The sequence below is a fragment of the Streptococcus sp. HMSC064D12 genome (genome assembly GCF_001837205.1).
GTDB classification, from domain to species: Bacteria; Bacillota; Bacilli; order Lactobacillales; family Streptococcaceae; genus Streptococcus; species Streptococcus salivarius_D.
Genome location: NZ_KV831738.1, coordinates 34,544 through 58,313 on the forward strand (window position 1 = coordinate 34,544; position 23,770 = coordinate 58,313).

Annotated in this window: 21 protein-coding genes; 1 reads left to right on the forward strand and 20 read right to left on the reverse strand. The window is 41.2% G+C overall.

The features are described 5' to 3' along the window. Positions 1 to 7: 7 nt before the first annotated feature. From HMPREF2697_RS04550 to pbp1b, 17 genes are all read right to left on the reverse strand, one after another. Positions 8 to 670 carry a CPBP family intramembrane glutamic endopeptidase gene (locus HMPREF2697_RS04550; RefSeq protein WP_014632548.1) on the reverse strand — a complete coding sequence of 221 codons (663 nt, stop codon included), beginning with the start codon at positions 668 to 670 and terminating at the stop codon, positions 8 to 10. A gap of 112 nt (positions 671 to 782) precedes the next feature. Beyond that, positions 783 to 1,229 carry a hypothetical protein gene (locus HMPREF2697_RS04555; protein WP_045001368.1) on the reverse strand — a complete coding sequence of 149 codons (447 nt, stop codon included), beginning with the start codon at positions 1,227 to 1,229 and terminating at the stop codon, positions 783 to 785. A gap of 77 nt (positions 1,230 to 1,306) precedes the next feature. Beyond that, entirely contained in the window at positions 1,307 to 1,963 is a 657-nt protein-coding gene (locus HMPREF2697_RS04560; RefSeq protein WP_014632546.1) for a CPBP family intramembrane glutamic endopeptidase, read from the reverse strand. Between the two features lie 11 nt (positions 1,964 to 1,974). Further along, positions 1,975 to 2,172 carry a helix-turn-helix transcriptional regulator gene (locus HMPREF2697_RS04565; RefSeq protein ID WP_070849783.1) on the reverse strand — a complete coding sequence of 66 codons (198 nt, stop codon included), beginning with the start codon at positions 2,170 to 2,172 and terminating at the stop codon, positions 1,975 to 1,977. A gap of 250 nt (positions 2,173 to 2,422) precedes the next feature. Beyond that, on the reverse strand, positions 2,423 to 3,616 hold the full coding sequence (locus tag HMPREF2697_RS04570; RefSeq protein ID WP_002885831.1) for an acetate kinase: 1,194 nt from the start codon (positions 3,614 to 3,616) through the stop codon (positions 2,423 to 2,425). Positions 3,617 to 3,672: 56 nt separating this feature from the next. Continuing rightward, entirely contained in the window at positions 3,673 to 4,629 is a 957-nt protein-coding gene (locus HMPREF2697_RS04575) for a class I SAM-dependent methyltransferase (RefSeq protein WP_014632544.1), read from the reverse strand. A gap of 44 nt (positions 4,630 to 4,673) precedes the next feature. Further along, positions 4,674 to 4,991, reverse strand: a complete 318-nt coding sequence (gene comGG, locus HMPREF2697_RS04580; protein ID WP_070849787.1) for a competence type IV pilus minor pilin ComGG — start codon at positions 4,989 to 4,991, stop codon at positions 4,674 to 4,676. Further along, the gene (comGF, locus tag HMPREF2697_RS04585; protein ID WP_014632542.1) at positions 4,969 to 5,406 is read right to left on the reverse strand and encodes a competence type IV pilus minor pilin ComGF; all 438 of its coding nucleotides are present in this window, start codon (positions 5,404 to 5,406) and stop codon (positions 4,969 to 4,971) included. Before comGF ends, comGG begins: the two co-directional genes overlap by 23 nt. Next, the gene (comGE, locus tag HMPREF2697_RS04590) at positions 5,393 to 5,623 is read right to left on the reverse strand and encodes a competence type IV pilus minor pilin ComGE (protein WP_013991265.1); all 231 of its coding nucleotides are present in this window, start codon (positions 5,621 to 5,623) and stop codon (positions 5,393 to 5,395) included. The genes comGF and comGE overlap by 14 nt, the downstream gene beginning before the upstream one ends. A gap of 31 nt (positions 5,624 to 5,654) precedes the next feature. Beyond that, positions 5,655 to 6,083: a competence type IV pilus minor pilin ComGD gene (comGD, locus tag HMPREF2697_RS04595; RefSeq protein WP_014632541.1), complete on the reverse strand. Its 429-nt coding sequence runs from the start codon at positions 6,081 to 6,083 to the stop codon at positions 5,655 to 5,657. Further along, positions 6,043 to 6,357: a competence type IV pilus major pilin ComGC gene (gene comGC / locus HMPREF2697_RS04600; RefSeq protein ID WP_037611125.1), complete on the reverse strand. Its 315-nt coding sequence runs from the start codon at positions 6,355 to 6,357 to the stop codon at positions 6,043 to 6,045. The genes comGD and comGC overlap by 41 nt, the downstream gene beginning before the upstream one ends. A gap of 8 nt (positions 6,358 to 6,365) precedes the next feature. Then, positions 6,366 to 7,466 carry a competence type IV pilus assembly protein ComGB gene (gene comGB, locus HMPREF2697_RS04605; protein WP_118058136.1) on the reverse strand — a complete coding sequence of 367 codons (1,101 nt, stop codon included), beginning with the start codon at positions 7,464 to 7,466 and terminating at the stop codon, positions 6,366 to 6,368. Then, on the reverse strand, positions 7,348 to 8,289 hold the full coding sequence (gene comGA / locus HMPREF2697_RS04610) for a competence type IV pilus ATPase ComGA (protein WP_045771803.1): 942 nt from the start codon (positions 8,287 to 8,289) through the stop codon (positions 7,348 to 7,350). The genes comGB and comGA overlap by 119 nt, the downstream gene beginning before the upstream one ends. Positions 8,290 to 8,368: 79 nt before the next feature. Beyond that, the gene (locus HMPREF2697_RS04615; protein ID WP_002887019.1) at positions 8,369 to 8,731 is read right to left on the reverse strand and encodes a DUF1033 family protein; all 363 of its coding nucleotides are present in this window, start codon (positions 8,729 to 8,731) and stop codon (positions 8,369 to 8,371) included. 162 nt (positions 8,732 to 8,893) lie between these two features. Further along, a complete protein-coding gene (gene rpoC, locus HMPREF2697_RS04620; protein WP_002887020.1) occupies positions 8,894 to 12,532 on the reverse strand; it encodes a DNA-directed RNA polymerase subunit beta' in 3,639 nt (1,212 codons plus the stop codon). A gap of 99 nt (positions 12,533 to 12,631) precedes the next feature. Next, positions 12,632 to 16,213 (reverse strand): DNA-directed RNA polymerase subunit beta, encoded by a 3,582-nt coding sequence (rpoB, locus tag HMPREF2697_RS04625; RefSeq protein WP_002885744.1) that lies wholly within the window; start codon positions 16,211 to 16,213, stop codon positions 12,632 to 12,634. A gap of 358 nt (positions 16,214 to 16,571) precedes the next feature. Next, positions 16,572 to 18,995, reverse strand: coding sequence for a penicillin-binding protein PBP1B (gene pbp1b, locus HMPREF2697_RS04630; RefSeq protein WP_045771804.1), 2,424 nt, complete (start codon positions 18,993 to 18,995; stop codon positions 16,572 to 16,574). A gap of 101 nt (positions 18,996 to 19,096) precedes the next feature. Between pbp1b and tyrS the strand changes: the two genes are divergently transcribed. Beyond that, positions 19,097 to 20,353, forward strand: a complete 1,257-nt coding sequence (gene tyrS, locus HMPREF2697_RS04635; RefSeq protein WP_013991271.1) for a tyrosine--tRNA ligase — start codon at positions 19,097 to 19,099, stop codon at positions 20,351 to 20,353. A gap of 124 nt (positions 20,354 to 20,477) precedes the next feature. On the opposite strand, the gene ilvC is transcribed toward tyrS, so the two are convergent. From ilvC to HMPREF2697_RS04650, 3 genes are all read right to left on the reverse strand, one after another. Then, on the reverse strand, positions 20,478 to 21,500 hold the full coding sequence (gene ilvC / locus HMPREF2697_RS04640; RefSeq protein WP_002887024.1) for a ketol-acid reductoisomerase: 1,023 nt from the start codon (positions 21,498 to 21,500) through the stop codon (positions 20,478 to 20,480). Positions 21,501 to 21,574: 74 nt separating this feature from the next. Beyond that, positions 21,575 to 22,051: an acetolactate synthase small subunit gene (gene ilvN, locus HMPREF2697_RS04645; RefSeq protein ID WP_002887025.1), complete on the reverse strand. Its 477-nt coding sequence runs from the start codon at positions 22,049 to 22,051 to the stop codon at positions 21,575 to 21,577. Continuing rightward, positions 22,044 to 23,744, reverse strand: a complete 1,701-nt coding sequence (locus HMPREF2697_RS04650; protein WP_070849790.1) for an acetolactate synthase large subunit — start codon at positions 23,742 to 23,744, stop codon at positions 22,044 to 22,046. The genes ilvN and HMPREF2697_RS04650 overlap by 8 nt, the downstream gene beginning before the upstream one ends. Between the last annotated feature and the right edge of the window lie 26 nt (positions 23,745 to 23,770).

Here is a 23,770-nt window from a genome sequence, read left to right on the forward strand (position 1 = left end):
CCGAGCTTTATTTGATATATGGCGCTAAAAATTGTAAGAGTAACAACATTGAAACCGCAATACTATTGTTAATGATATGGGCCATGATACAGTACTCTAACTTTTGAAACTTACGATATGCTATCCCAAGGGCAAGCCCCATACCTGCATATACAATCCAAACACCGATACTATTCGGCATATGAACAAGGCCAAAAAGTAAACTACTAACAATCAAGCCAACAATAGAATCTGGATTAAAGACGCATCCCATGAGGAGCCCGCGAAAAACCAGCTCTTCCACAATTGGTGCCATAATTACTGTAAACGTTATGAGAAGGAAGGGATTCATATGGGCATTTTCTATGGCTGCCTGATTGGTGCTATTACTAACACCTTCCATCATCATGACTATAGTACCAATCCTAGTAATGATATAAATACCTAGGTAGGTCAAGCCAATCTTTCCCCAGGCCTTCAAGGAAGAAAGGGACTTAAAGCCTTCGAAAAGCCCAAGACGAATTCCTAAGAAAAGAGCTCCTATGCTTATGAGAAGTGAGACAACAACTAAGAGACAGACCAGCCTTGTATCTTTGACACCTAAATAGATAGTTGGAATTTGTTCAATATAGAAAATTAGGAAAGCTAGTAAAAAATAAAGAAAGCGTTTGAGAATTGACCTTTTGTCCATGAGAATCCACCTCTTTTCATTATTTATTTGTACCTTTATTATAATACAATATAACTTATTTGACAAGACAATAAGAGAACGAGAGGTGAATTTTTCAAGATAATATAGGCTCTTATCCTATTTTAGATAGGATGAGACGAATAAGAGCAAATCCCAATACTAAGCCATAGAGCAAGACTGATAAGACTGTAACATATGGCAACTGAATATTGACAAAGGCATATAGGACAATCAAAGCAAAGATAAGCAAAAACTCTAAAATCAGAGTTGCGACTGCTGTTGCCATTAAAATCTGTTTATTTCGCTCATCGTAGGCAGCAATATACATCCGATGAAGACGTTTGGGATGGGTAAGTGTAGCAAAATAATAGATTGACAAGACATAAACCCCAATGGTAAATCCCAATACTAAGCCTAGAGCATAATCACTAAGACTGTTAGAGCGAACAACAAACAAGCCCAAAACACCCAAGCAAAAAAGAGAACATGCTACTCGTGTAATGTATTTCTTAAACTCGGCTTCTGTTTTTCTTTTTCCTAATAACATTTTTATTAACATATCTTAACACTCCCTTTATTATCCTTTATAAGAGCAATATAACTTTTTTCACTGACAACTTTAAACACTTATTCACCTTAAACGAAAAGACTGAGTAGTACACTTATGCTATTGTTTAAGATATGAACACCCATACTGTACTCGATACGCTTAGTCTTATAATATGTTATCGCAAGACCAGCTGACATAATACCATAGATGACAATTGTCTGAAGCGTAAATGCTGAGTGACCAGCCATAAAGAGAAGACTGGAAATAACAAGACCCGTCTTAAAGTATTTTCCAAAGAGCACCTTGGCTAAGAGTCCCCTAAAAATGATTTCTTCCATAATCGGAATAATAAAACCGGCGACTACTAGGTGAAGATAGAATGGTACGTGGGCAAAGATATCATTTAAAGCATCTTGATTTTCCATAGTCGCATTGTGTGTTAACTGACCAATAAAATACCCTAGAAGATCACCTAGGAAAAAGATGACGAGATTAAGAGAAGCAATCGCAACGAGACGTCTCCAATTAATCTCTTTAAGCGATAAGAGTTTAAATCTATAAGCAATCACGATAAAAATAGCCAAACTCCCTAATGCCCAAATACCGTAACCTATTTGCTCGACAAGTGAAAACTTACCATCCTGAGTAAGTAGCGGGAAAGCACCTAATAGTGTTAAATCTAAGATTAGTAGAGTGAGCGCTAAAACAATAACACCAATTTTCTTCATGACTTGTTTAAACATATCTTTTCTCCTTAATCTTCCTCAAAAATAAAGACTTCTTCAATAGTCTTTCCAAAATATCTAGTAATTTTAAAAGCCAGTTCCAGCGACGCATTATAGCGACCTTTTTCGAGTGAAATGATGGTCTGTCTCGTGACCCCCATTTCATCTGCTAACTCTGCCTGACTAATCTTATTAGCCTTGCGAAGTTCCTGAATTTTTGTTTCCATGTGGTACCTCAACCTTATCGTTTATTTTCAAATAGTTAAACTCCTTACTTTTCTTTGTTAAGTTAACTTTACATTTATAGTATAGTCTACTTTACGTATTTTGTAAAGTCTCTTTTACATTTTTTGTAAAGTTTTCTTTACTTATTGAATTACACATATATAGACATCGACGAATGATGCTTGCAGAACATTCAAAAAAGCTGGCCAATCACTCGGCCAACTTTTCTGGTCTTATCAAATTTTTGATAACTTATTTAGTTTTAAGGCGCTCAACATCACGCGCAATCACCAACTCTTCATCTGTTGGGATAACAAATACTTTAACAGCTGACTCTGCTGTTGTAATGTCGCCTACATGTCCGAAGACATTCTTTTCAGGATCCACTTCAATACCAAACCAAGTGAGACCATCCAAAACTGAAGCACGAACTTCCGCAGAGTTTTCACCAATACCTGCTGTAAAGACGATAGCATCCGCTCCGTTCAACACACCGAAGTATTGAGCAATGTATTTACGCAAACGATCCACATAAAGATCATAAGCCAAGGCACATTTTTCATCGCCAGCATTCTTACCAGCAATGATATCACGCATATCACTTGATTTTTCAGAAATACCAAGAAGACCTGATTCTTTATTAAAGACGTGACGGATACGCTCAGCATCTGCCATTTCAGGCTCACGATCAATAACAAATGGAATAATCGCAGGGTCAAGGTCCCCAGTACGTGTTCCCATCATAACGCCACCAAGTGGTGTCAACCCCATTGATGTGTCTACTGATTTACCACCATCAACCGCAGTAATTGAAACACCATTTCCCACATGGGCTGTGATAATCTTAGTTTCTTCAATTGGCTTACCTAACAACTTAGCTGCTTCTTGAGAAACATATTGGTGACTAGTTCCGTGTGCTCCATACTTACGGACTTGGTAGTCTGTATAGTAACGATTAGGCACTGGATAACGGTAGGCCACTTCTGGCATAGATGTATGGAAGGCTGTATCAAAAACAGCAACACTTGTAATATCTGGGAGGAGCTCCTTAAAGGCACGAATCCCTGAAGCTGCACCTGGATTGTGTAAAGGCGCTAAGGCTGACAATTCTTCAATCTTAGCCAAGGCATCTTCATCCACCAAGCTTGATTCTTTGAAATATTCTCCACCAGCAACCACACGGTGACCAACACCTGTGATTTCATCATAGCTCTTGATAATATCAAAACGAATCAAATCATCAAGCAAGATTTTTACTGCCTGAACATGGTCAGCAATATCTAGAGTTTGCGATTCTGAACGGTCATCAAATTTTACTGTTGAAACAGAATCTTTCAAGCCGATACGTTCAATCAAACCCTTAGCAAGAACAACTTCATCTGGCATCTCATATAGTTGCCATTTCAAGCTTGAGCTTCCTGCATTAATTGCTATTGTTTTTGTCATAAGCCACCTCTTTGTAAAACGCTTTCAATAATATAGTCCTATTCTAACATGTTTTGCTAGAAAATGGAATTATCTGATTTCCATTTTTGGAAATTCTCTGTAAAATCTTTGAGGACCTCTGGGTTTTGCAAATCACTAAGTGGATAAACGAAGGTCTCAGGAGCATTTTCAGTTTGTTTTTTAAGCACAAAGATAGACTTCATATTATGTTTATTGCCAAAAGCTGCTTCTGGAAGAGTGATAACGGCAATAATATCAGCATAGCCTGATAGCCATTTCTTAAGCAAATCACTTTGTGGGCTTGTCAAAAGATTAGTTGGTGCCAAAAGAATAGCAATACCATCTTTCTTCAAGTACTTGAGTGATTGCTCCATGAGAAGGTGATGGGCATAGGTGTGTTCACCAGTTGCTGCAACCTTGAAACGACTCGCAATCTCATCATTAGGGTAGTAACCAACAGGTAGGTCACTGATAATAACATCACTCTCTTTGAGAATATGTGGTCGAACAGCATCTTCTTGGATGTAAACTGCACTCGAATTCACCACATCAGCAATACTAGCTGACAAATCGATAAGGAGATCGTCAACTTCCATTCCCATATAATTAAGGTTTTTCTGACTATTATTTAGAAGAGTTTCAGCCAAGTTTCCTGTCCCCGAACCAATCTCCAAAACATCTAATTGGTCGTCCTTGGTCAAACCTTCAAGTAGGTAAAGAATGATAAATCCAATAGCATCAGGTGTAAATTGGTGATTGGCTTGTAAGGCTTCCAATTGCCCTAGCTTGATAAACAAGAACTGAAAAGCACGACGCCACTCCTCTTTGCTTAGATTAAGGGCACGTAATTTCTCGTTGTTTTTGATGATGACTTCATTAGCTACCTCAGCCCCCAAATAATAGGAATTTTGCTCAATAAGGGCATCGTAAGCATGGGTTCCAAGATCATTTTCAATGGTTTGGACATTTTCTAACAACAGCTCAAAGGCTGTCTCAATTGCTTCAAAATTCATGATTTCCTCCGTCCTTCTATCATATCAAAAAGGAAAGAGAATTTCTATTTCTGCTCCTGCTTCTTCACATAACGATAGGTCTTGATTTGACCTTTACTGGCAACTTTAACAATCACTTGTTTGTCCTTAACCTCGTAAGTCGTAGTTCCCTGAGAAAAACTAAAAGCACCTGCTTCCTTGTCTACCAAGTCCATGGTCATCTCTGCCATGAGTCGACTTTGACTGGAGATCATTTGCGCTTGGTTCTGTCTAGAGCTAGCAACCACCCGCTCCAGATAAACATGCAGAAGAAGTGTGAAAATGCCAGCCATAAAAAGAGAGTAGAGAAGAACGCCTCCCCTAACCTGTTTTTTCAAAAGCATAAACAAAACTCCTTTGTAGCCCATTTTTAAGCGTCACTTGGATGGTGACTATCTGTTTATTTTGGCTAATTGTACTAGCTTTTACATTAAAAAGCATTGGTTGGTAGCCTCGACCGTCAGCATTTGTTTTTCGAAAATCAGTAGCACTTGATAGTCCAAAAGCTAAGTCTTGATTATCCTGCTTGACATAGAGTTTGTTCCCCTCTACCTTTACCAACTGACAACCTTCTAATTCTGCCTCCATTTGTTGAACAAATAGAAGCCAGTCTTGGCTTTCTTGTTGCTTGACCTGCTTAACATTGCTCACCAATACTGTGGTCAGACCTTGATAAACTTGAACTGAACCAGCAATCACCAACAAGGCCACTAGACATTCCAAGAGGGTAAAGGCGCGAACCTTACTATTGAGAGACATGAATAATCTCCTTTCCTGATTCGTAAACCGCGATACCTTGCTTGCTACGTTTTACTGTCACTGTGATGCCATTTAAGGTCAACTGATCCTGTTTGGTCTGAACTGCCATGGTTGCCACACTCAAAACCTCCTGTTGGTGGAGATTCCTAGCCATTAGCCTACGATTGGTATTGATCTGATCCAAGATAAGACCACTGACGAGTACTAAGACAGCCATTGCTACCAAGCTTTCGATAAGAATATAGCCTCTAAGAGACCGTCTTTTTATATTTACCGCTGCCCATGTTAAGCTGATAGGTCACCACCTCCTTATCACTTGAAAAACGAATCTTTGTGAGGCTAGAGTTGCCTCCTTTGGCATCAAACACTAGCGTCTGCCCCTTATCCAGATGAATATTTTTAGGAATCACCAGACTGGATTTTCCGTTACTGATTTTATCCTTGGACAACTGCAATTCCACATTGGACCCTTCCGCCGCTGCCAAGCGCTGACTATCTCGGTATAGGTACTCAAAGCGCAGATAAAAAAGGTTCGTTTCAACCTGTTGAAAAATACCAGTGACTGAGCCTGACAAACTTAGAGTGAGAAAGGCAACCACTGCTAGAGTCACCAGACTCTCCAACAAGGTAAAGGCTCTAATTGGCCACTGAGCGGCTTTCGCCACCATGTTTCGCATAATAATCATTGTATGAATCTGCCTGTTTTTGCGTGATTTGACCTTCTGAAACAAGAGCAGCTAAGCTAGCTGTCTTATTATTCTTCATTTCATAAAGTTCTGCTTGAGAATCCACGACCTTGACCACAGCCGCATTTCCAGTCTCTTTAACAGAATCCTTCTGCTTGCTCAAGTTAGGTACAAAGAGCAAAAGGAGAATACTGATAATGAGAAGCACGACCAGCATTTCAATCAACGTAAAAGCACGTAATTTAACGGCATTCAATTTTTTCAACATCATTTTCATGACATCATTCCTTCCATATTTTGATACATTGGTAATAGCATGGCTGCATAGATCATTACAATCACGACAGCAACAATAACAAAAATGAGGGGTTGCACAAAGGTTGTTGCCTTATTAAGACGGTTAAAGAAAGCCTGCCAAACCTCTTCAGCATAGACTTCTAACTCATAGCCCAACCTAGCATTAGCCTCTCCATAAGCAATAATTAAGGATAGTTCCTTAGTGAAGAAAGGGTGACTGGCAATACGGTCAGGAAAACTCTGTCCTAGCATCAAGGCTTCTTCTAAATCAGCCCCCAGCTCACGAAAGAGCTTTGATTTTTGCTCTTTCATTAGAGCAACTAAGTCTAGTAAGTCAATACCTTGCCCTAAGAGATTTCCCCATTCCCTAGCATAATAGGCGGTCGTATATAGCCTGACAGTTTGGCCTATAAAAGGGATTTTTGCCATTCGTCGATAAAAGACAAGAGCTGGCTGGCGTTTGACCCATAGGTAGAGAATTAAGCTTAATACAAGAAGTCCGCACAAAGTCGCAAAAAAGAGCTGGGGAAAGATCTGAACCAACTGTACGGTCCAATTCTCCTTACCATACCCCTCTAACAGTTGAGGCAGAAGATAATTTTTGAGCCCCAACATAATCAGAACTAGGAAACCCAGAAGTAGAATAGGGTAGGTTGCTACCTCCATGAGTTTCTTACGAACCTTGGTCATACGAAGCATGTAGGTTTCAATCTTGGTTAGACTTCCTAGAAGATTACCGTGCTTATCAGCAAGGGCAATCTGAGTAACAATATTGTCCGAAAAGCCCACTGCCGCAAACATCTGGTCCAACCTGTCGCCTCGCATTAAACTCGCTTTCATAAGAGACAAGGACGATTCTTTCAACAAGTGACTTCGCTCCAAAAAGGCTACGATTTCAGTCAAGGTAAACCCTGCCTTTAGAAGTTGTTTGAAGAGCTGGATAACCTTTAGTTGCTGATTAATCTTTAATTTTTTCCCCTTGGATATCCCCTTCAGTGAGATATCCTTGTTTAACCAAACCTTCCAACTGCTGGTTCCAGCTGGTTGACGAATGGCTTTGGAAATTTTCACTGGCAAAATCAATCACACCTCCTCCCTTAATCAGACGCATGTAGACAATCCCTTGAAGAGCATTATCCAACTCAGACTTATCTACACCGAGGTCCAGAAGACGCTCATAAACACCTGCAACACTCTTTGCGTGAATAGTTGAAAGAACAGTCACCCCCGTCAGACTAGCTCTAATAACCGCTCGAGCAGTCTCCTTATCTCGAATTTCTCCAATAATCAAAACATCCGGGCGATGGCGTAGTGATAGCTTAATCAAATTATCATAGGTCATGTCAATTGCTTGATTCACCTGTAGTTGCAAAACATTATCCTGTTTAATTTCCACAGGATCCTCAATCGAAATCACCTGCTGCCCCTTAAAACGCTCCTGAACCAACTCATGCATAAGCGTAGTCTTTCCAGAACCAACGGGACCTGCAAAGAGATATAAGCCACGATAATCCAAAGCATCCATAATAGGCTGGATTCCTTGATTCCAGTACACTAATTCTCGACGTTCAGAATGTAGAACACGAATAACTAAACTTTCTAAGCCGCGATAATCCCCAACGGTAGACAAACGCAGAGAAACCCTTTGACCATCACCACAATCATAGTCACAGGAACCTAGTTGACTCCTACGCTTCTCACCTACCATCATTCCCGCCACAAATTTAAAGTGACCAATAAGACTAGCCATGAAATCAGGCCGATATACATCAATTAATCTCCTCTCCTGGCCAACTCGCATATAGAGCTCGTAATTATCCTGACGTGGAATGACATAAATGTCTTGAGCCCCACAACTATCAGCATTTTTGATCATTTCCTTAGCAAATTCTGTTACCATAAGGACCTCCTCATAGTCCTATTCGTAAAAAGTTTAAGAAAATGAAAAAAAGCTCGAAAATTTCGAGCTTCTGCATTATTTAACGTTTAATTTTACAGTGGGCATGATTTGGAAGGTCATTTCGCTTTTCATATCCCGGACGATATTTCTCCTCAGGAATTTCCTGCCAATCATCCAAAAGAGCAATCGATTGATAGACCTGCAGGTATTCGTCACACTCCTCACACCAGTGCTTATCCTCTTGATCCCAAAAAGCAGTCATGACACTACTACGGCTGATATAACTTGGCAAGGTTTCTTCCATCGCAAACCAAAGTTTTTTATAGTACTTGAGGGCATCGTAAAAATTTTCAAATTCCTTAGTACTGATGATATCCTCTTGCCAGCCTTCTAGGAACCACCACGGTTCCAAATCCCCTTTCATTTCAACTACTTGGTACATTTTTCTTTCTCACTTCATCTTTGGTGTTCTTATTATACAAAATTTTCTGGAAAAGATAAAAAAAATGGTCTTATATTTTATATTTATCAAAAATAGAAGAAATTCTAGTCATATAAATACGAAAAGAACCCACAATTCATTGTGAGTTCTTTTGCTTTCGTTTTAGTCTTCAGATGATTCCACAATTGCTTCATCAACAGCAATGTTTTCAATAACTTCAACTTCGTTAACTGAAAGCGGTTCAATGTTACGGTAACGAGCCATACCTGTACCAGCAGGGATAGTCTTACCAATGATAACATTTTCTTTAAGACCAAGGAGATGGTCTTTCTTACCACGGATAGCTGCATCTGTAAGGACACGTGTTGTTTCTTGGAAGGAAGCCGCTGACAAGAATGAATTTGTTTCAAGTGAGGCTTTCGTAATACCAAGAAGGACTGGACGAGATGTTGCAGGAACACCACCAGAGATAACAATATCCTTGTTAGCATCTGTGAAGTCAGAAATGTCCATAAGTGTACCTGGAAGGAGATCTGTATCCCCTGGATCCATAACACGTACTTTACGAAGCATTTGACGAACCATTACTTCGACGTGTTTGTCACCGATTTCTACCCCTTGGCTGCGGTAAACTTTTTGTACTTCTGCAAGAAGATAAGTTTCAACTGACAAGGTATCACGTACTTCAAGGAGACGTTTAGGTTGGATTGAACCTTCTGTCAAGGCCGCACCACGGTGTACTTCGTCACCCACTTCAACTTTCATACGAGCTGTAAATGGAACAACGTATTCACCCATTCCAGTCTTACCTTGAACGAAGACTTTCTTAGTACGTGTTGCAGCATCTTCTTCGATTTCAATAACAGTACCCTTAACTTCAGTGATAACCGCTTCCCCTTTAGGGTTACGTGCTTCAAAGATTTCCTGGATACGTGGAAGACCCTGTGTGATATCGGTGTTTGAGGCTACCCCACCGGTGTGGAAGGTACGCATAGTAAGCTGTGTACCAGGTTCCCCGATAGATTGAGCGGCGATAGTACCAACTGCTTCACCAACTTCAACCGCATCACCTGTTGCCAAGTTGATACCGTAACAGTGACGGCAAACACCGTGACGTGTGTTACATGTAAAGACTGAACGGATAGTTACTTCTTCAACACCAGCATTGACAATAGCAGCAGCCATGTCTTCAGTAATCAAAGTATCTGGACCTACGATTACTTCACCTGTTGTAGGATTCTTAACTGATTTCTTAGTGTAACGACCTTGAAGACGTTCTTCAAGTGTTTCCGTAACTTCTTTACCATCAGTAATCGCACGGATAAGAAGACCTCGGTCTGTTCCACAGTCATCTTCACGAATGATAACATCTTGGGCAACGTCAACCAAACGACGAGTAAGGTAACCTGAGTCGGCTGTCTTAAGGGCCGTATCGGTCATACCTTTACGCGCACCGTGAGTAGAGAAGAACATTTCCAAAACGCTCAAACCTTCACGGAAGTTTGAAAGGATAGGCAATTCCATGATACGTCCGTTAGGAGCGGCCATCAAACCACGCATACCGGCAAGTTGAGAGAAGTTAGAGATGTTACCACGAGCTCCTGAGTCCATCATCATAACGATTGGGTTCTTAGGATCTTGTGTTTCAATCAGACGTTTTTCAAGTGCTTCTTTCGCTTCACGCCATGTTGTTGTAACAGCAACATAACGGTCATCATCTGTCATCAAACCACGACGAAAGGCCTTGTTAATTTCTTCAACACGGTGGTGAGCAGCATCGATAATTTCTTGTTTATTATCGATAACTGGGATATCGGCGATACCCACTGTCAAACCAGCAAGTGTTGAGTGGTAGTAACCAAGGTCTTTCAAACGGTCAAGGAAGGCTGATGTTTCAGTTGTACGAAGACGTTTGAAGGTTTCAGCGATGATGTTACCAAGATTTTTCTTCTTGAATGGTGCATTAATTTCCAAACTATCAATAACTGTTTGGATATCTTGACCTGGTTCAAGGAAGTACTTATCTGGTGTACTATCTGTCAAGTTCTCATTTGTTGTTTCTTGAAGATATGGAATTTCTGCTGGGATGATTGAGTTAAAGAGAATCTTACCAACAGTTGTAACCAAAATCTTGTGAAGTTGGTTTTCTTTCCAAGGTTTATCAGGCATGCTGTCTACTGCGATACCGACACGGCTATGCAAGTGAACATAACCATTACGATAAGCCATAACTGCCTCATCAATATCCTTGAAGACCATACCTTCACCCTCACGGCCTTCTTCTTCCATAGTCAAGTAGTAGTTACCAAGAACCATATCCTGAGATGGCGTTACGACCGGTTTACCGTCTTTAGGGTTAAGGATGTGTTCAGCCGCAAGAAGGAGCAAACGTGCTTCAGCTTGAGCTTCTTCAGACAATGGAACGTGAATGGCCATTTGGTCACCGTCAAAGTCGGCATTGTAGGCCTCACATACCAATGGGTGAAGACGAAGGGCCTTACCATCAATCAAGACAGGTTCAAAGGCCTGGATACCCAAACGGTGGAGGGTAGGTGCGCGGTTAAGAAGTACTGGGTGTTCCTTGATAACATCTTCAAGAATATCCCAAATACGTTCATCACCACGTTCAACCATACGTTTAGCGGCTTTCACGTTACCTGCGTATTCACGCGCAACGATTTCACGCATCACAAATGGTTTGAAAAGTTCGATGGCCATCAAACGTGGCACACCACATTGGTACATTTTAAGTGTTGGACCAACGGCGATAACGGAACGTCCAGAGAAGTCAACACGTTTACCAAGCAAGTTTTGACGGAAACGACCTTGTTTACCTTTAAGCATGTGGCTCAAAGATTTAAGTGGACGACTACCTGGTCCAGTGATTGGACGACCACGACGTCCATTATCGATAAGGGCATCTACCGCTTCTTGCAACATACGTTTTTCGTTTTGCACGATGATACCTGGAGCATTCAATTCAAGCAAACGAGCCAAACGGTTGTTACGGTTGATAACACGACGATAAAGATCGTTCAAGTCTGATGCCGCAAAACGTCCACCATCCAATTGAACCATTGGACGAAGGTCTGGTGGCAATACTGGCAAGATGTTAAGAACCATCCATTCTGGTTTGTTACCAGACTTATAGAAGGCATCAAGAACGTCCAAACGACGAACAGCTTTAACACGTTTTTGACCAGTTGCTGTCTTCAACTCTTCTTTGAGTTCAGCAATTTCAGCTTCCAAATCCACTTGTTTCAAGAGGTCTTGGATAGCTTCTGCACCCATTTTAGCGACAAATGAACCATGTCCATACTCTTGCAATTTTTCACGATATTCACGTTCTGTCAAGAGAGATTTTGGTTCAAGTGGTGTTTCCTTTGGATCGATAACCACGTAAGCTGCGAAGTAGATAACTTCTTCAAGCGCACGAGGACTCATGTCCAAAGTCAATCCCATACGAGAAGGGATTCCCTTGAAGTACCAGATGTGTGATACTGGTGCTTTCAACTCGATGTGACCCATACGTTCACGACGAACCTTAGCACGTGTTACTTCAACACCACAGCGGTCACAAACGATACCTTTATAACGGATACGTTTGTATTTCCCACACGCACATTCCCAGTCTTTAGTAGGACCAAAGATTACTTCGTCGAAGAGACCTTCGCGTTCTGGTTTGAGCGTACGGTAGTTGATTGTTTCAGGTTTCTTAACTTCACCATAAGACCATGAACGGACCTTAGTTGGTGAAGCTAGTGTGATTTGCATACTTTTAAATCGATTTACGTCAACCACTAGTATTACCTTTCTTTTGTTCTATTGACAATAGCAGCGCTATTCTCACCTTTATCAGCTACCTTAGCAGAGAGAGTGAACTCCCTCTCTAAAGCTTATTTATTCTGTTTTATCTGAAGCTTCTTCTTTAGCTTTTTCTAATTCAGCAGCTTCTTTGGCTTGTTGTACACGTGCTTTTTCAAGATCATCGACGTGCATGACATCGTCATCTTCACCTTCATCAAGATCACGCAATTCAACTTCGTAGTCATCCTCATCAAGGACACGCATATCAAGACCAAGTGATTGCAATTCTTTAACAAGTACTCGGAATGATTCTGGAACGCCTGGTTTTGGAATTGGTTTACCTTTAGTGATAGCTTCATAGGCTTTCAAACGTCCGTTAACGTCATCTGACTTGTAAGTCAAGATTTCTTGAAGGATATTTGATGCACCATAAGCTTCAAGGGCCCAAACCTCCATCTCACCGAAACGTTGTCCACCAAATTGTGCTTTACCACCAAGAGGTTGTTGGGTAACAAGTGAGTAAGGACCTACTGAACGAGCGTGAAGTTTATCATCAACCATGTGGTGAAGTTTGATCATGTACATGACACCAACTGACACACGGTTATCAAATGGTTCACCTGTACGTCCATCGTAAAGGATTGTCTTAGCATCACTATCCATACCTGCTTCACGAACAGTATCCCAGAGGTCTTCTGAGCTTGCCCCGTCAAAGACTGGTGTTGCGATGTGGATACCCAAGTTACGAGCAGCCATACCAAGGTGAAGTTCCATAACCTGACCGATGTTCATACGTGATGGCACCCCAAGAGGGTTCAACATGATATCAACTGGTGTACCGTCTGGAAGGTAAGGCATGTCTTCAACAGGAACAATACGAGAAACAACCCCTTTGTTACCGTGACGACCGGCCATCTTATCTCCGACCTTGATCTTACGTTTTTGAGCGATGTAAACACGAACAAGCATGTTAACACCTGATTGCAATTCATCACCGTTTGCACGTGTGAAGATTTTAACATCACGAACGACACCATCACCACCGTGAGGTACACGGAGTGATGTATCACGTACTTCACGAGATTTATCACCAAAGATAGCGTGGAGAAGACGTTCTTCAGCAGAAAGGTCTTTTTCACCCTTAGGTGTTACCTTACCAACAAGAATGTCACCTTCTTTAACCTCAGCACCGATACGGATAATACCCATTTCGTCAAGGTCTTTGAGGGCTTCTTCACCAACGTTTGGCAATTCACGTGTGATTTCTTCAGGCCCAAGCTTTGTATCACGTGTTTCTGATTCGAATTCTTCCAAGTGAACAGATGTATAAACGTCATCTTTCACAAGACGCTCACTCATGATAACGGCATCCTCGAAGTTGTAACCTTCCCATGTCATGTATGCGACAATAGGGTTTTGACCGAGGGCCATTTCTCCACCTTCCATAGATGGACCGTCAGCGATAAAATCACCTTTTTCAACAATATCGCCAACCTTAACCAAAGTACGTTGGTTATAGGCAGTACCTGAGTTTGAACGACGGAATTTTTGAATAGTATAAACATCAAGAGAACCATCTTCACGACGAACTTCAACTTTATCAGCATCAGAGTAGACAACTTTACCGTCGTGTTGAGCAATAACTGCAGCTCCTGAATCGTGGGCAGCTTGATATTCCATACCAGTACCAACATAAGGTGCTTTAGGATCAATCAAAGGCACAGCCTGACGTTGCATGTTGGCACCCATGAGGGCACGGTTAGAGTCATCGTTTTCCAAGAAAGGAATACATGCTGTCGCAACGGCAACTACCTGTTTAGGAGAAACATCCACGAAATCTACAAGGTGTGATGGGTACTCTTGGTTATTACCTTGATGACGACCCATAACGATTTCTTCTGCAAATGTTCCATCTTCGTTCAATTTAGAGTTAGCCTGAGCAACTGTGTACTCATCTTCTTCGTCGGCAGTCAACCAAACTACTTCGTTGGTTACTTTACCAGTTGCACGGTCAACCTTACGATATGGTGTTTGAATGAAACCATACTTGTTAAGGTGTCCGTACGAAGACAAGTTATTGATCAAACCGATGTTAGGTCCTTCAGGTGTTTCAATTGGACACATACGACCGTAGTGCGTATAGTGCACGTCACGAACTTCATATCCGGCACGGTCACGTGTCAAACCACCAGGTCCCAAGGCTGACAAACGACGTTTGTGTGACAACTCTGACAATGGGTTGTGTTGGTCCATGAACTGTGACAACTGTGAAGAACCAAAGAATTCTTTAACAGCTGCAGTTACAGGGCGAATATTGATGATTTGTTGTGGTGTCAAGACTTCGTTATCTTGAACTGACATACGCTCACGTACGTTACGTTCCATACGAGCCAAACCAATACGGAATTGGTTAGCAAGCAATTCACCAACGGCACGGATACGACGGTTACCAAGGTGGTCGATATCGTCTACTTTACCGATACCTTCAGCAAGGTTGAGGAAGTAGCTCATTTCAGCTAAGATATCCGCTGTTGTCAAAGCACGAACTTTGTCATCTGGGTTGGCATTACCAACAATTGTAACCACACGATCTGGATCATTTGGTGCAACAACCTTGAATTTTTGAAGAACAACAGGTTCTGTAACCACCGCATAATCGTTTGGTGTGTATACAAATTTGTTCAAATCACCATCCAAGTATTCTGCGATTGAATCAATCACATCACGTGTCATTTCAGTACCAGCTTCAACAAGGATTTCACCTGTTTCAGGATCTACCAAGTTTTCAGCAATTGTTTGTCCCAAAAGACGTGTCTTGATGTTAAGTTTTTTGTTGACTTTGTAACGACCAACAGCAGCCAAGTCATAACGACGTGGATCAAAGAAACGAGCTACAAGCAAGCTACGTGAGCTGTCGGCAGTTTTTGGTTCACCTGGACGAAGACGTTCATAAATTTCTTTAAGTGCTTCATCAGTACGTGAATCTGCTGGGTTTTTGTGGATATCTTTTTCAATGGTGTTACGAACCAACTCGCTATCACCAAAGATATCAACAATTTCGTCATCACCTGAGAATCCAAGCGCACGCACAAGCGTTGTGAATGGAATCTTACGTGTACGGTCGATACGAGTGTAGGCGATGTCTTTTGAATCTGTTTCGAGCTCAAGCCATGCCCCACGGTTAGGGATAACTGTTGATCCATAACCCACTTTGCCGTTTTTATCAACCTTATCGTTAAAGTAAACACCAGGTGAGCGCACCAACTGAGAAACAATAATACGTTCACCACCATTGATGATGAAAGTACCCATCTCAGTCATAATAGGGAAATCTCCGAAGAAGACTTCCTGAGTTTTGATTTCACCAGTTTCTTTGTTAATAAGACGGAAAGTCACAAAGATAGGTGCTGAGTATGATGCATCGTGGATACGAGCTTCTTCAAGTGTATACTTAGGCTCTTTCAATTCGTAACCAACGAATTCCAATTCCATAGTGTCTGTGAAGTTTGAGATAGGAAGTACATCCTCAAAAACCTCTTTAAGACCAGTATCCAAGAATTCTTTGAATGAATCCGTTTGGATTTCAATCAAGTTTGGTAAATCAAGAACTTCTTTGATTCTTGAAAAACTACGACGGGTACGATGTTTCCCGTATTGAACGTCATGTCCTGCCAAGTCTTCTACTCCTTTTCTACATTCGAGACCTGCTTTGCAAGTCGTGCACTTTAAATATTTGTCTTCTGCCTTTTTCAGTTGCTTGTCCCATTGACAAGTGATTAAACACTAAGATCCACTTAACTGATTAATGATAAGCGATAACTTAATCTGTGAATTTTTAGAACCTTTAAATATGCGTTACAACACTTGGAAATCCTAAAAATAAGCACAAAAATAGCAGCTAAATCTGACCGAAAAAACGTTGATTTAACTGCTGTATCTCTTGATTGGACAATATTTCAACCAAGTAAGACGACAAATAGTTGTCTACATTATACCTAATTTTTTACTTTTTTGCAAGTTTTCTTGGCAATTCCTAATGCCCTCCAAGAATGCTAGACCAGGCTTTTTGATAGTCACTGTCGGTTCCACCAATAGCAAACTTGTAAGTCGTATCTCCAGGTCCATTTTTAGCCCAGTAAGTATCAACCATTTCACCACTTACAGAAACATTACGACCATTGACAGACACTGTTGCTGGTTTAAGACCTGTTGATTTAAGCACACTTGCCTTAATGGCACTTGAATCGATATTAAACTTATCTCCCGTTTTAAAAATACCTGGATTAGCATTATAGATAGCGGAAGTCAAACGAGCCATATATTGGGAATTATATATGTAACCCGTTTTAGAATTGGTTGGTGTATTATTATCATATCCGGCCCAACCACCAAGAGTAATACCAGGCGTTGACACAATCAGCCAAGCATCCGCAAAGTTATCTGTCGTTCCTGTTTTACCCATCCAGTCCGCTGAGGCTGCTGCACCATTGACATTTTTCAATTCAGAATGAAATTGAGTTGTTGCTCCTTTAACTACCACTTCTTTGAGTAAGTTATCCATGATACTAGCCGTAGCTCTTGAAAAAACTTGAACTCCTTCAGATTTATGCTGATAGATAACTTCGCCAGTCCGGTCAGTAATACTATCAATCATATGGCCCTTCTCATAGACGCCACCATTGGAAAGCATTTGATAGGCATTTACTTGCTGGGCAACCGTAGTTTCAATTCCCCCGCCAAGAGGTAAACTTTCGATATTGTAGTTAGCAATCTTATAACCCATCTTGGTCATGTAACCCTCAACATCAACATCATGACGTTGAAGCATTTGATAAGTCCAAAAGGCTGGAATGTTCCATGAGGTATTGAGTGCCTCTTGTAGGTTCATCATAGCTGTACCCTTATCACCATCATGGAGAATAGGCGTTCCACCCGTAAAATTAGTTGGGTAGTTAGAAAGGATACTTGAGCTACCCATCAAACCTTGATCAATAGCAATTCCATAAGCGATAATAGGCTTAATAGAGGAACCTGGGGAGCGTGCCGTATCAAAGGCATGGTTATTTTGGTTATTTTCGTAACTACGACCACCAACAAATCCTAGAATTGCTCCGGTCGCATTATCCATGAGCACATTTCCGACTTCAACTCCACTATTACCTCCTTGGTCAAGGAGGCCACCATATTGACTCGCAGCATCTTGCATCGCATTATAAACTGCATTGTCAATAGTTGTCTTAACGCTGTAGCCACCGGTTTGGAGCTCTTGAAGAGCCCTCTCACGATAGCTTTCCTTTGTCTTATCATTTTTCAACTCTTGACTCGATACCTTGTCATGTTTAACGAGGTAATCATACATGACACCCTGAGCCTCAGACATGACAGAATAGTACAAATAGTCATGACTTACGGCATCAGACTTCTCACCAGCCTTGAAATCTTTAGTGATATCATAATTCTTATAGCTTTCGTACTGCGACTTATCTAGATAGCCACCGCGATAAAGATTGTAGAGTACATCTTGTTGACGTGCCAAGCCATAAGAAAGATCCTCTGCGTTTTTTAATTGTCCATCAGCTGTATAAGGTGAGTAGACAATCGGGCTCTGTGGCAATCCTGCCAGATAGGCCGCCTGAGGAACTGTCAAATCCGTCGCAGATACCCCAAAGATACCTTGAGCAGCCTCCTCAATTCCAGCAATATTTTTCCCCTTGTTATTACGTCCAAAAGGAGAAACGTTCAGATAATCGGTTAAAATTTCATTTTTAGAAACACGACGCTCCAATTGTAAGGCATAGATAATCTCTGCCGCCTTACGTTTAAAGGTTGGTGCATCTCCTGTTACCTGTTGCTTGATTAACTGCTGCGTTAGCGTCGAACCACCACTTGAAGAGCCAACTCCCAAAACTGATGACACCAAAGCCCTAAATACTGCCTTTGGCACAACACCCTTATGCTTCTTAAAATTTTCATCCTCAGTCGCAATGATGGCATTTTTGACATTGTTAGAAATCGCATCACTCTCAATAGGCGTTCTCAGCAAGTCAGTGTCAATATCCGCAATCTTCTTGGAATCGGAATAGCTCATCGAAGATACCAAACTAACCTCACTAATCTGATTCAACAAGGTTTTGTCCTTAATCGACGGAACAGACTCAATTTGACTCCCCAAATAACCCAAACCAATTCCTGCACCGAACAAGGTAAGGACGATAATAACCACATAAAAGAAATCAGACAAGAGCTTTAAGGTTTTTAAGAAAACATCACCCATGTCTAAGAGTGTCATCCGGTCCTCAGGCGACTTTCTCCCTTGCTTACGATTCCACTTAGAATCAGTCGTAGCTTTCCTTTCATTAAAAGATTTATCTCCTCTTTTAGACCTAGGACCAGCAGACTTTGTGCGAATAGCCTGCCCTAGTCGTCTAAAATAATTTATTATTTTTTCAAAATTCATAGAAATACCTCAAAGCCTATTATAACAAACTTTGACAAAGCTTGCATAGGACTACTTTCTTTTGGTATAATGGTGCAGAATATACTTTACTGGAGAATATCATGACAATTTTTGAAGAACTAAAAGCACGTGGCTTGATTTTTCAAACCACAGATGAAGAAGCCCTTGTAAAAGCCTTTGAAGAGGGACCAGTCTCATACTACACTGGTTATGACCCAACCGCAGACAGTCTCCACCTTGGACACCTTGTAGCTATCCTTACAAGTCGCCGACTTCAATTGGCTGGACACAAACCTTACGCCCTCGTTGGTGGTGCAACAGGTTTGATTGGTGACCCATCATTTAAAGATGCTGAACGTAGCCTCCAAACCAAAGAAACCGTTGAAGGTTGGGTTGAAAAAATCCAAGGTCAGCTCTCTCGTTTCCTTGATTTTGAAAATGGTGACAATAAAGCCGTTATGGTTAACAACTATGATTGGTTTGGTTCAGTCAGCTTCATCGATTTCTTGCGTGACGTGGGTAAATACTTCACAGTTAACTACATGATGAGTAAGGAATCTGTTAAGAAACGTATCGAAACAGGTATCTCTTACACTGAGTTTGCCTACCAAATCATGCAAGGTTACGATTTCTATGAACTCAACGATAAGTACGGCGTAACCCTCCAAATTGGTGGTTCTGACCAATGGGGTAACATGACAGCAGGTACTGAGCTCTTGCGTCGTAAAGCAGATAAATCTGGACACGTCATCACAGTGCCACTTATCACAGATTCAACTGGTAAAAAGTTCGGTAAATCTGAAGGTAACGCTGTCTGGCTTGATGCTACTAAAACAACACCTTACGAAATGTACCAATTCTGGCTCAATGTTATGGATGACGATGCTGTCCGCTTCTTGAAGATTTTCACTTTCTTGTCACTTGAAGAAATCGAAGAAATCGGTAAAGAATTTGACCAAGCTCGTCACCAACGTTTGGCACAAAAGATTTTGGCTCGTGAAGTTGTTACTTTGGTTCACGGTAAAGAAGCCTACGAACAAGCTGTTCACATCACTGAACAACTCTTCGCTGGTAATCTTAAAGCTCTCTCAGCACGCGACCTTAAAGTTGCCCTTAACGGTGTCCCAACTTATGAGATCTCAGGAGATGAAAATCTGAACATCGTTGAACTTCTCGTCAACGCTAAGATTTCACCTTCTAAACGCCAAGCACGTGAAGATGTCCAAAACGGTGCTATCTACATCAATGGTGAACGTGTACAAGACTTGGATTACACCCTCTCAGATGCAGATAAAATTGATAATGAAATTACTGTTATCCGTCGCGGTAAGAAGAAAAACTTTGTCTTGACTTACTAATTTTATGGCTATTCTCACTCCTTAATGGAGTGAGTTTTTTTACCCAAAAAGAGCAGTCGGATTCCCAACTACTCTCTTCAGAACACAAAAAACCAGTACTAGACTGGTTTTTGAGACTATCACATTAGTTATAGATTTTGAATGCGTCATCGTCGTTTTGACCAACGAATGGCATTGCTTTACGCAATTCAGCACCAATCTTTTCAATTTCAAGCTCTTCAGCTTCTTTACGGTAAGCTTTCAAACGTGGGAAGCCAGCATCATGGTCTTCAACGAATTCACGTGCAAATTTACCTGATTGGATATCAGCAAGGGCAGCTTTCATGTTTTCTTTGACTTCTGGACCGATGACACGTGGACCAGTTACAAAGTCACCAAATTCTGCAGTATTTGAACATGATTGACGCATTTTCTTGAATCCACCTTCGTAGATCAAGTCAACAATCAATTTCATTTCGTGAAGCACTTCAAAGTAAGCTAATTGTGGTGCATAGCCTGCTTCAGTCAAGACTTCAAAACCAGCTTCAATAAGGTGTGTCAACCCACCCATAAGAACCGCTTGTTCACCAAACAAATCTTCTTCAGTTTCTTCTTTAAATGTTGTTACAAGTAATCCAACACGTGCAGAACCAATACCTTTAGCCCAGTCCATAGCGATATCTTTAGCATTACCTGTAGCATCTTGGTATACTGCGTAAAGTGCAGGAACACCAAAGCCTTCTGTATATGTACGGCGTACCAAGTGACCTGGTCCTTTAGGAGCAACCATAAAGACATCAACATCTTTAGGAACCTTGATGAATTCGAAGTGGATGTTAAATCCGTGTGCAAAACCAAGAGCTTTGCCTGCACTCAAGTTTGGCTCAATTTCATCTTTATAGATATCTTTTTGAATTTCATCTGGTGCCAAAACCATAATGATATCAGCCAATTTAGTTGCTTCTGCTACTGTGTAAGTATCAAAACCATCTTCTTTAGCTTTATCAAATGATTTACCTGGACGAACACCGATGATCACATCGTGACCTGAATCACGCAAGTTTTGTGCATGCGCATGACCTTGTGAACCGTAACCGATAACGGCGATTTTTTTACCGTCAAGTGCTGCTACTTTTACGTCTTTTTCATATTCCATTTGAACTGCCATAGTAATATGTCTCTTTTCTAAAAAATATTTTATTGCCTTTTTAAGGCTGGGTTAACAAATTTAGGTTGGATTTTTTAATCACGGGTAAATCCAGTAGCACCCGTACGAGCGATATTCTTGATTCCGTAAGGACGAATAACTCGTAGAAGCGCCTCGCTCTTTTCAGCATCACCAGTCATCTGGATAGTGATAGAGCTTGGTGCCACATCAACCACCGAAGCACGGAAAGGTTGAATAATCGCCAAGATTTCAGCACGCTTAGAGGTTGGTGCTGATACCTTAACTAGGATAACTTCACGTTCCAAGTGTGGCTGATCCGTGATATCACGGATACGGATCACATCAATCTGACGATTAAGCTGTTTGATGATTTGTTCCACTTCATTTTGAGAATTCACATCAATAATAATCGTAATACGTGAAACGTTAGGATCCTCAGAAGCCCCTACAGAGATACTTTCAATATTAACTTGACGTCGTGAAAGAACACCTGTGAAGCGGTTAAGGACACCCGAACGGTTCTGAAGTTTAGCTGTTAACATTCTACGCATTGAACTTCACCCCCAACATTTCGTGATTACTCTTACCAGCCGGAACGATTGGCAAGACATGCTCTTTACGAGAGATATCCACCTCGATGAACATTGGTACGTCTTCCTTGATAACTTCCAAATCCTGATCAATTGTCTCTGGATTATCAAACTTGTAGGACTTAATGCCGTAAGCTTGAGCCATCAATTGGAAATCTGGGAGGGTATCAAAGACTGACTCTGATGTACGCCCTTCGTAGAAGGACTCTTGCCATTGACGTACCATACCAAGTGAGTGGTTGTTCAACATAACAACCTTGATTGGCACCTTGTAAATATTTAAGATAGCCAATTCTTGGTTCGTCATTTGGAAACCACCATCACCAACAAAGAGGATAACTTCTTTATCAGGATTAGCAATTTTGGCACCAATTGCTGCTGGGACACCAAATCCCATTGTTCCAAGACCACCTGAGGTCACCAGTTGACGCTCATTTTGGTATGGATAATACTGAGCTGTCCACATTTGATGTTGACCAACGTCAGTAACAACAACAGCATCACCCTTAGTCAATTCACCGATACGCTCGATAACTGCCTGAGGCTGTACCATACGTTCTTTCTTATCGTAAGAACGTACACGCTCTTTGTCTTTTGTGACTTTTTCAATCCATTTTTCAGTGTTATTCTGAACCACTGGTTCTGCTAAGAGCATTTCAAGAGCTTGCTTGGCATCACCAACAACTGGAAGGTCCACTGCAATAATTTTACCAATCTCAGCTGGATCTATATCAATATGGACAACCTTAGCATTCTTAGCAAATGTTTTAGGATTACCTGTCAAACGGTCATCAAAACGACAACCAATGGCAATCATAAAGTCAGCATCGGTCATAGCAATGTTAGCCGCATATGAACCGTGCATACCACCCATACCCAAGAAAAGGGGGTGGCTAGTAGCAATTGTCCCTTGTCCTAGAAGACTTGTGACAACTGGGATTTGGTAGCGTTCTGCAAAAGCAACTAGCTCCTTAGCAGATTCAGAATAAGACACCCCACCTCCAGCTACAATAACCGGCTTCTTAGCTTTACCCAACTGCTTCAAGATTTTCTTGATTTGCATTTCGTTTGGTCTTAGCGTCGGTTGGTAACTTGGAAGATTAATTTCAGGATTGTTGATGAAGGCTGTTTCCTTAGCTACGACATCTTTAGGGAGGTCGATAACAACTGGACCAGGACGACCAGTTGTTGCAATATGAACCGCTTCCCTAATAATACGAGGAATATCAGCTGTATCGCGAATCTGATAATTGTATTTTGTAATCGGCATGGTAATTCCGACAATGTCAGCCTCTTGGAAGGCATCCTTACCAATACCTGATGTTGCGACCTGACCAGTAAAGACTAGGAGAGGTACGCTATCACTCATAGCATCTGAAATCCCTGTAATAGCGTTAGTGGCACCAGGACCACTCGTTACAAGAGCAACACCGAGTTTACCAGTTGATTTGGCATAACCTTCAGCTTCGTGCAGACTTCCTTGCTCATGACGAGATAAGATATGATTAATCTTGTCATTTTTGTAAATAGCATCATACAAAGGAAGAACCGCTCCGCCAGGATATCCAAAGATAGTTGAAATCCCAAGTTCAAGAAGTGTATCAAGAATCAAATCAGCACCAGAGCGTGCTTCTTCAAGTTCAATTTTCTTCACATGGACCTCCTTTAGTAGTTGTTTTT

Bases quoted from the DNA above. Each gene is read 5' to 3' on its own strand.
- HMPREF2697_RS04550 (WP_014632548.1), bottom strand. From the start codon at position 670: ATGGACAAAAGGTCAATTCTCAAACGCTTTCTTTATTTTTTACTAGCT.
- HMPREF2697_RS04555 (WP_045001368.1), bottom strand. From the start codon at position 1,229: ATGTTAATAAAAATGTTATTAGGAAAAAGAAAAACAGAAGCCGAGTTT.
- HMPREF2697_RS04560 (WP_014632546.1), bottom strand. From the start codon at position 1,963: ATGTTTAAACAAGTCATGAAGAAAATTGGTGTTATTGTTTTAGCGCTC.
- HMPREF2697_RS04565 (WP_070849783.1), bottom strand. From the start codon at position 2,172: ATGGAAACAAAAATTCAGGAACTTCGCAAGGCTAATAAGATTAGTCAG.
- HMPREF2697_RS04570 (WP_002885831.1), bottom strand. From the start codon at position 3,616: ATGACAAAAACAATAGCAATTAATGCAGGAAGCTCAAGCTTGAAATGG.
- HMPREF2697_RS04575 (WP_014632544.1), bottom strand. From the start codon at position 4,629: ATGAATTTTGAAGCAATTGAGACAGCCTTTGAGCTGTTGTTAGAAAAT.
- comGG (WP_070849787.1), bottom strand. From the start codon at position 4,991: ATGCTTTTGAAAAAACAGGTTAGGGGAGGCGTTCTTCTCTACTCTCTT.
- comGF (WP_014632542.1), bottom strand. From the start codon at position 5,406: ATGTCTCTCAATAGTAAGGTTCGCGCCTTTACCCTCTTGGAATGTCTA.
- comGE (WP_013991265.1), bottom strand. From the start codon at position 5,623: ATGGCTGTCTTAGTACTCGTCAGTGGTCTTATCTTGGATCAGATCAAT.
- comGD (WP_014632541.1), bottom strand. From the start codon at position 6,083: ATGCGAAACATGGTGGCGAAAGCCGCTCAGTGGCCAATTAGAGCCTTT.
- comGA (WP_045771803.1), bottom strand. From the start codon at position 8,289: ATGGTAACAGAATTTGCTAAGGAAATGATCAAAAATGCTGATAGTTGT.
- HMPREF2697_RS04615 (WP_002887019.1), bottom strand. From the start codon at position 8,731: ATGTACCAAGTAGTTGAAATGAAAGGGGATTTGGAACCGTGGTGGTTC.
- pbp1b (WP_045771804.1), bottom strand. From the start codon at position 18,995: ATGAATTTTGAAAAAATAATAAATTATTTTAGACGACTAGGGCAGGCT.
- tyrS (WP_013991271.1), top strand. From the start codon at position 19,097: ATGACAATTTTTGAAGAACTAAAAGCACGTGGCTTGATTTTTCAAACC.
- ilvC (WP_002887024.1), bottom strand. From the start codon at position 21,500: ATGGCAGTTCAAATGGAATATGAAAAAGACGTAAAAGTAGCAGCACTT.
- ilvN (WP_002887025.1), bottom strand. From the start codon at position 22,051: ATGCGTAGAATGTTAACAGCTAAACTTCAGAACCGTTCGGGTGTCCTT.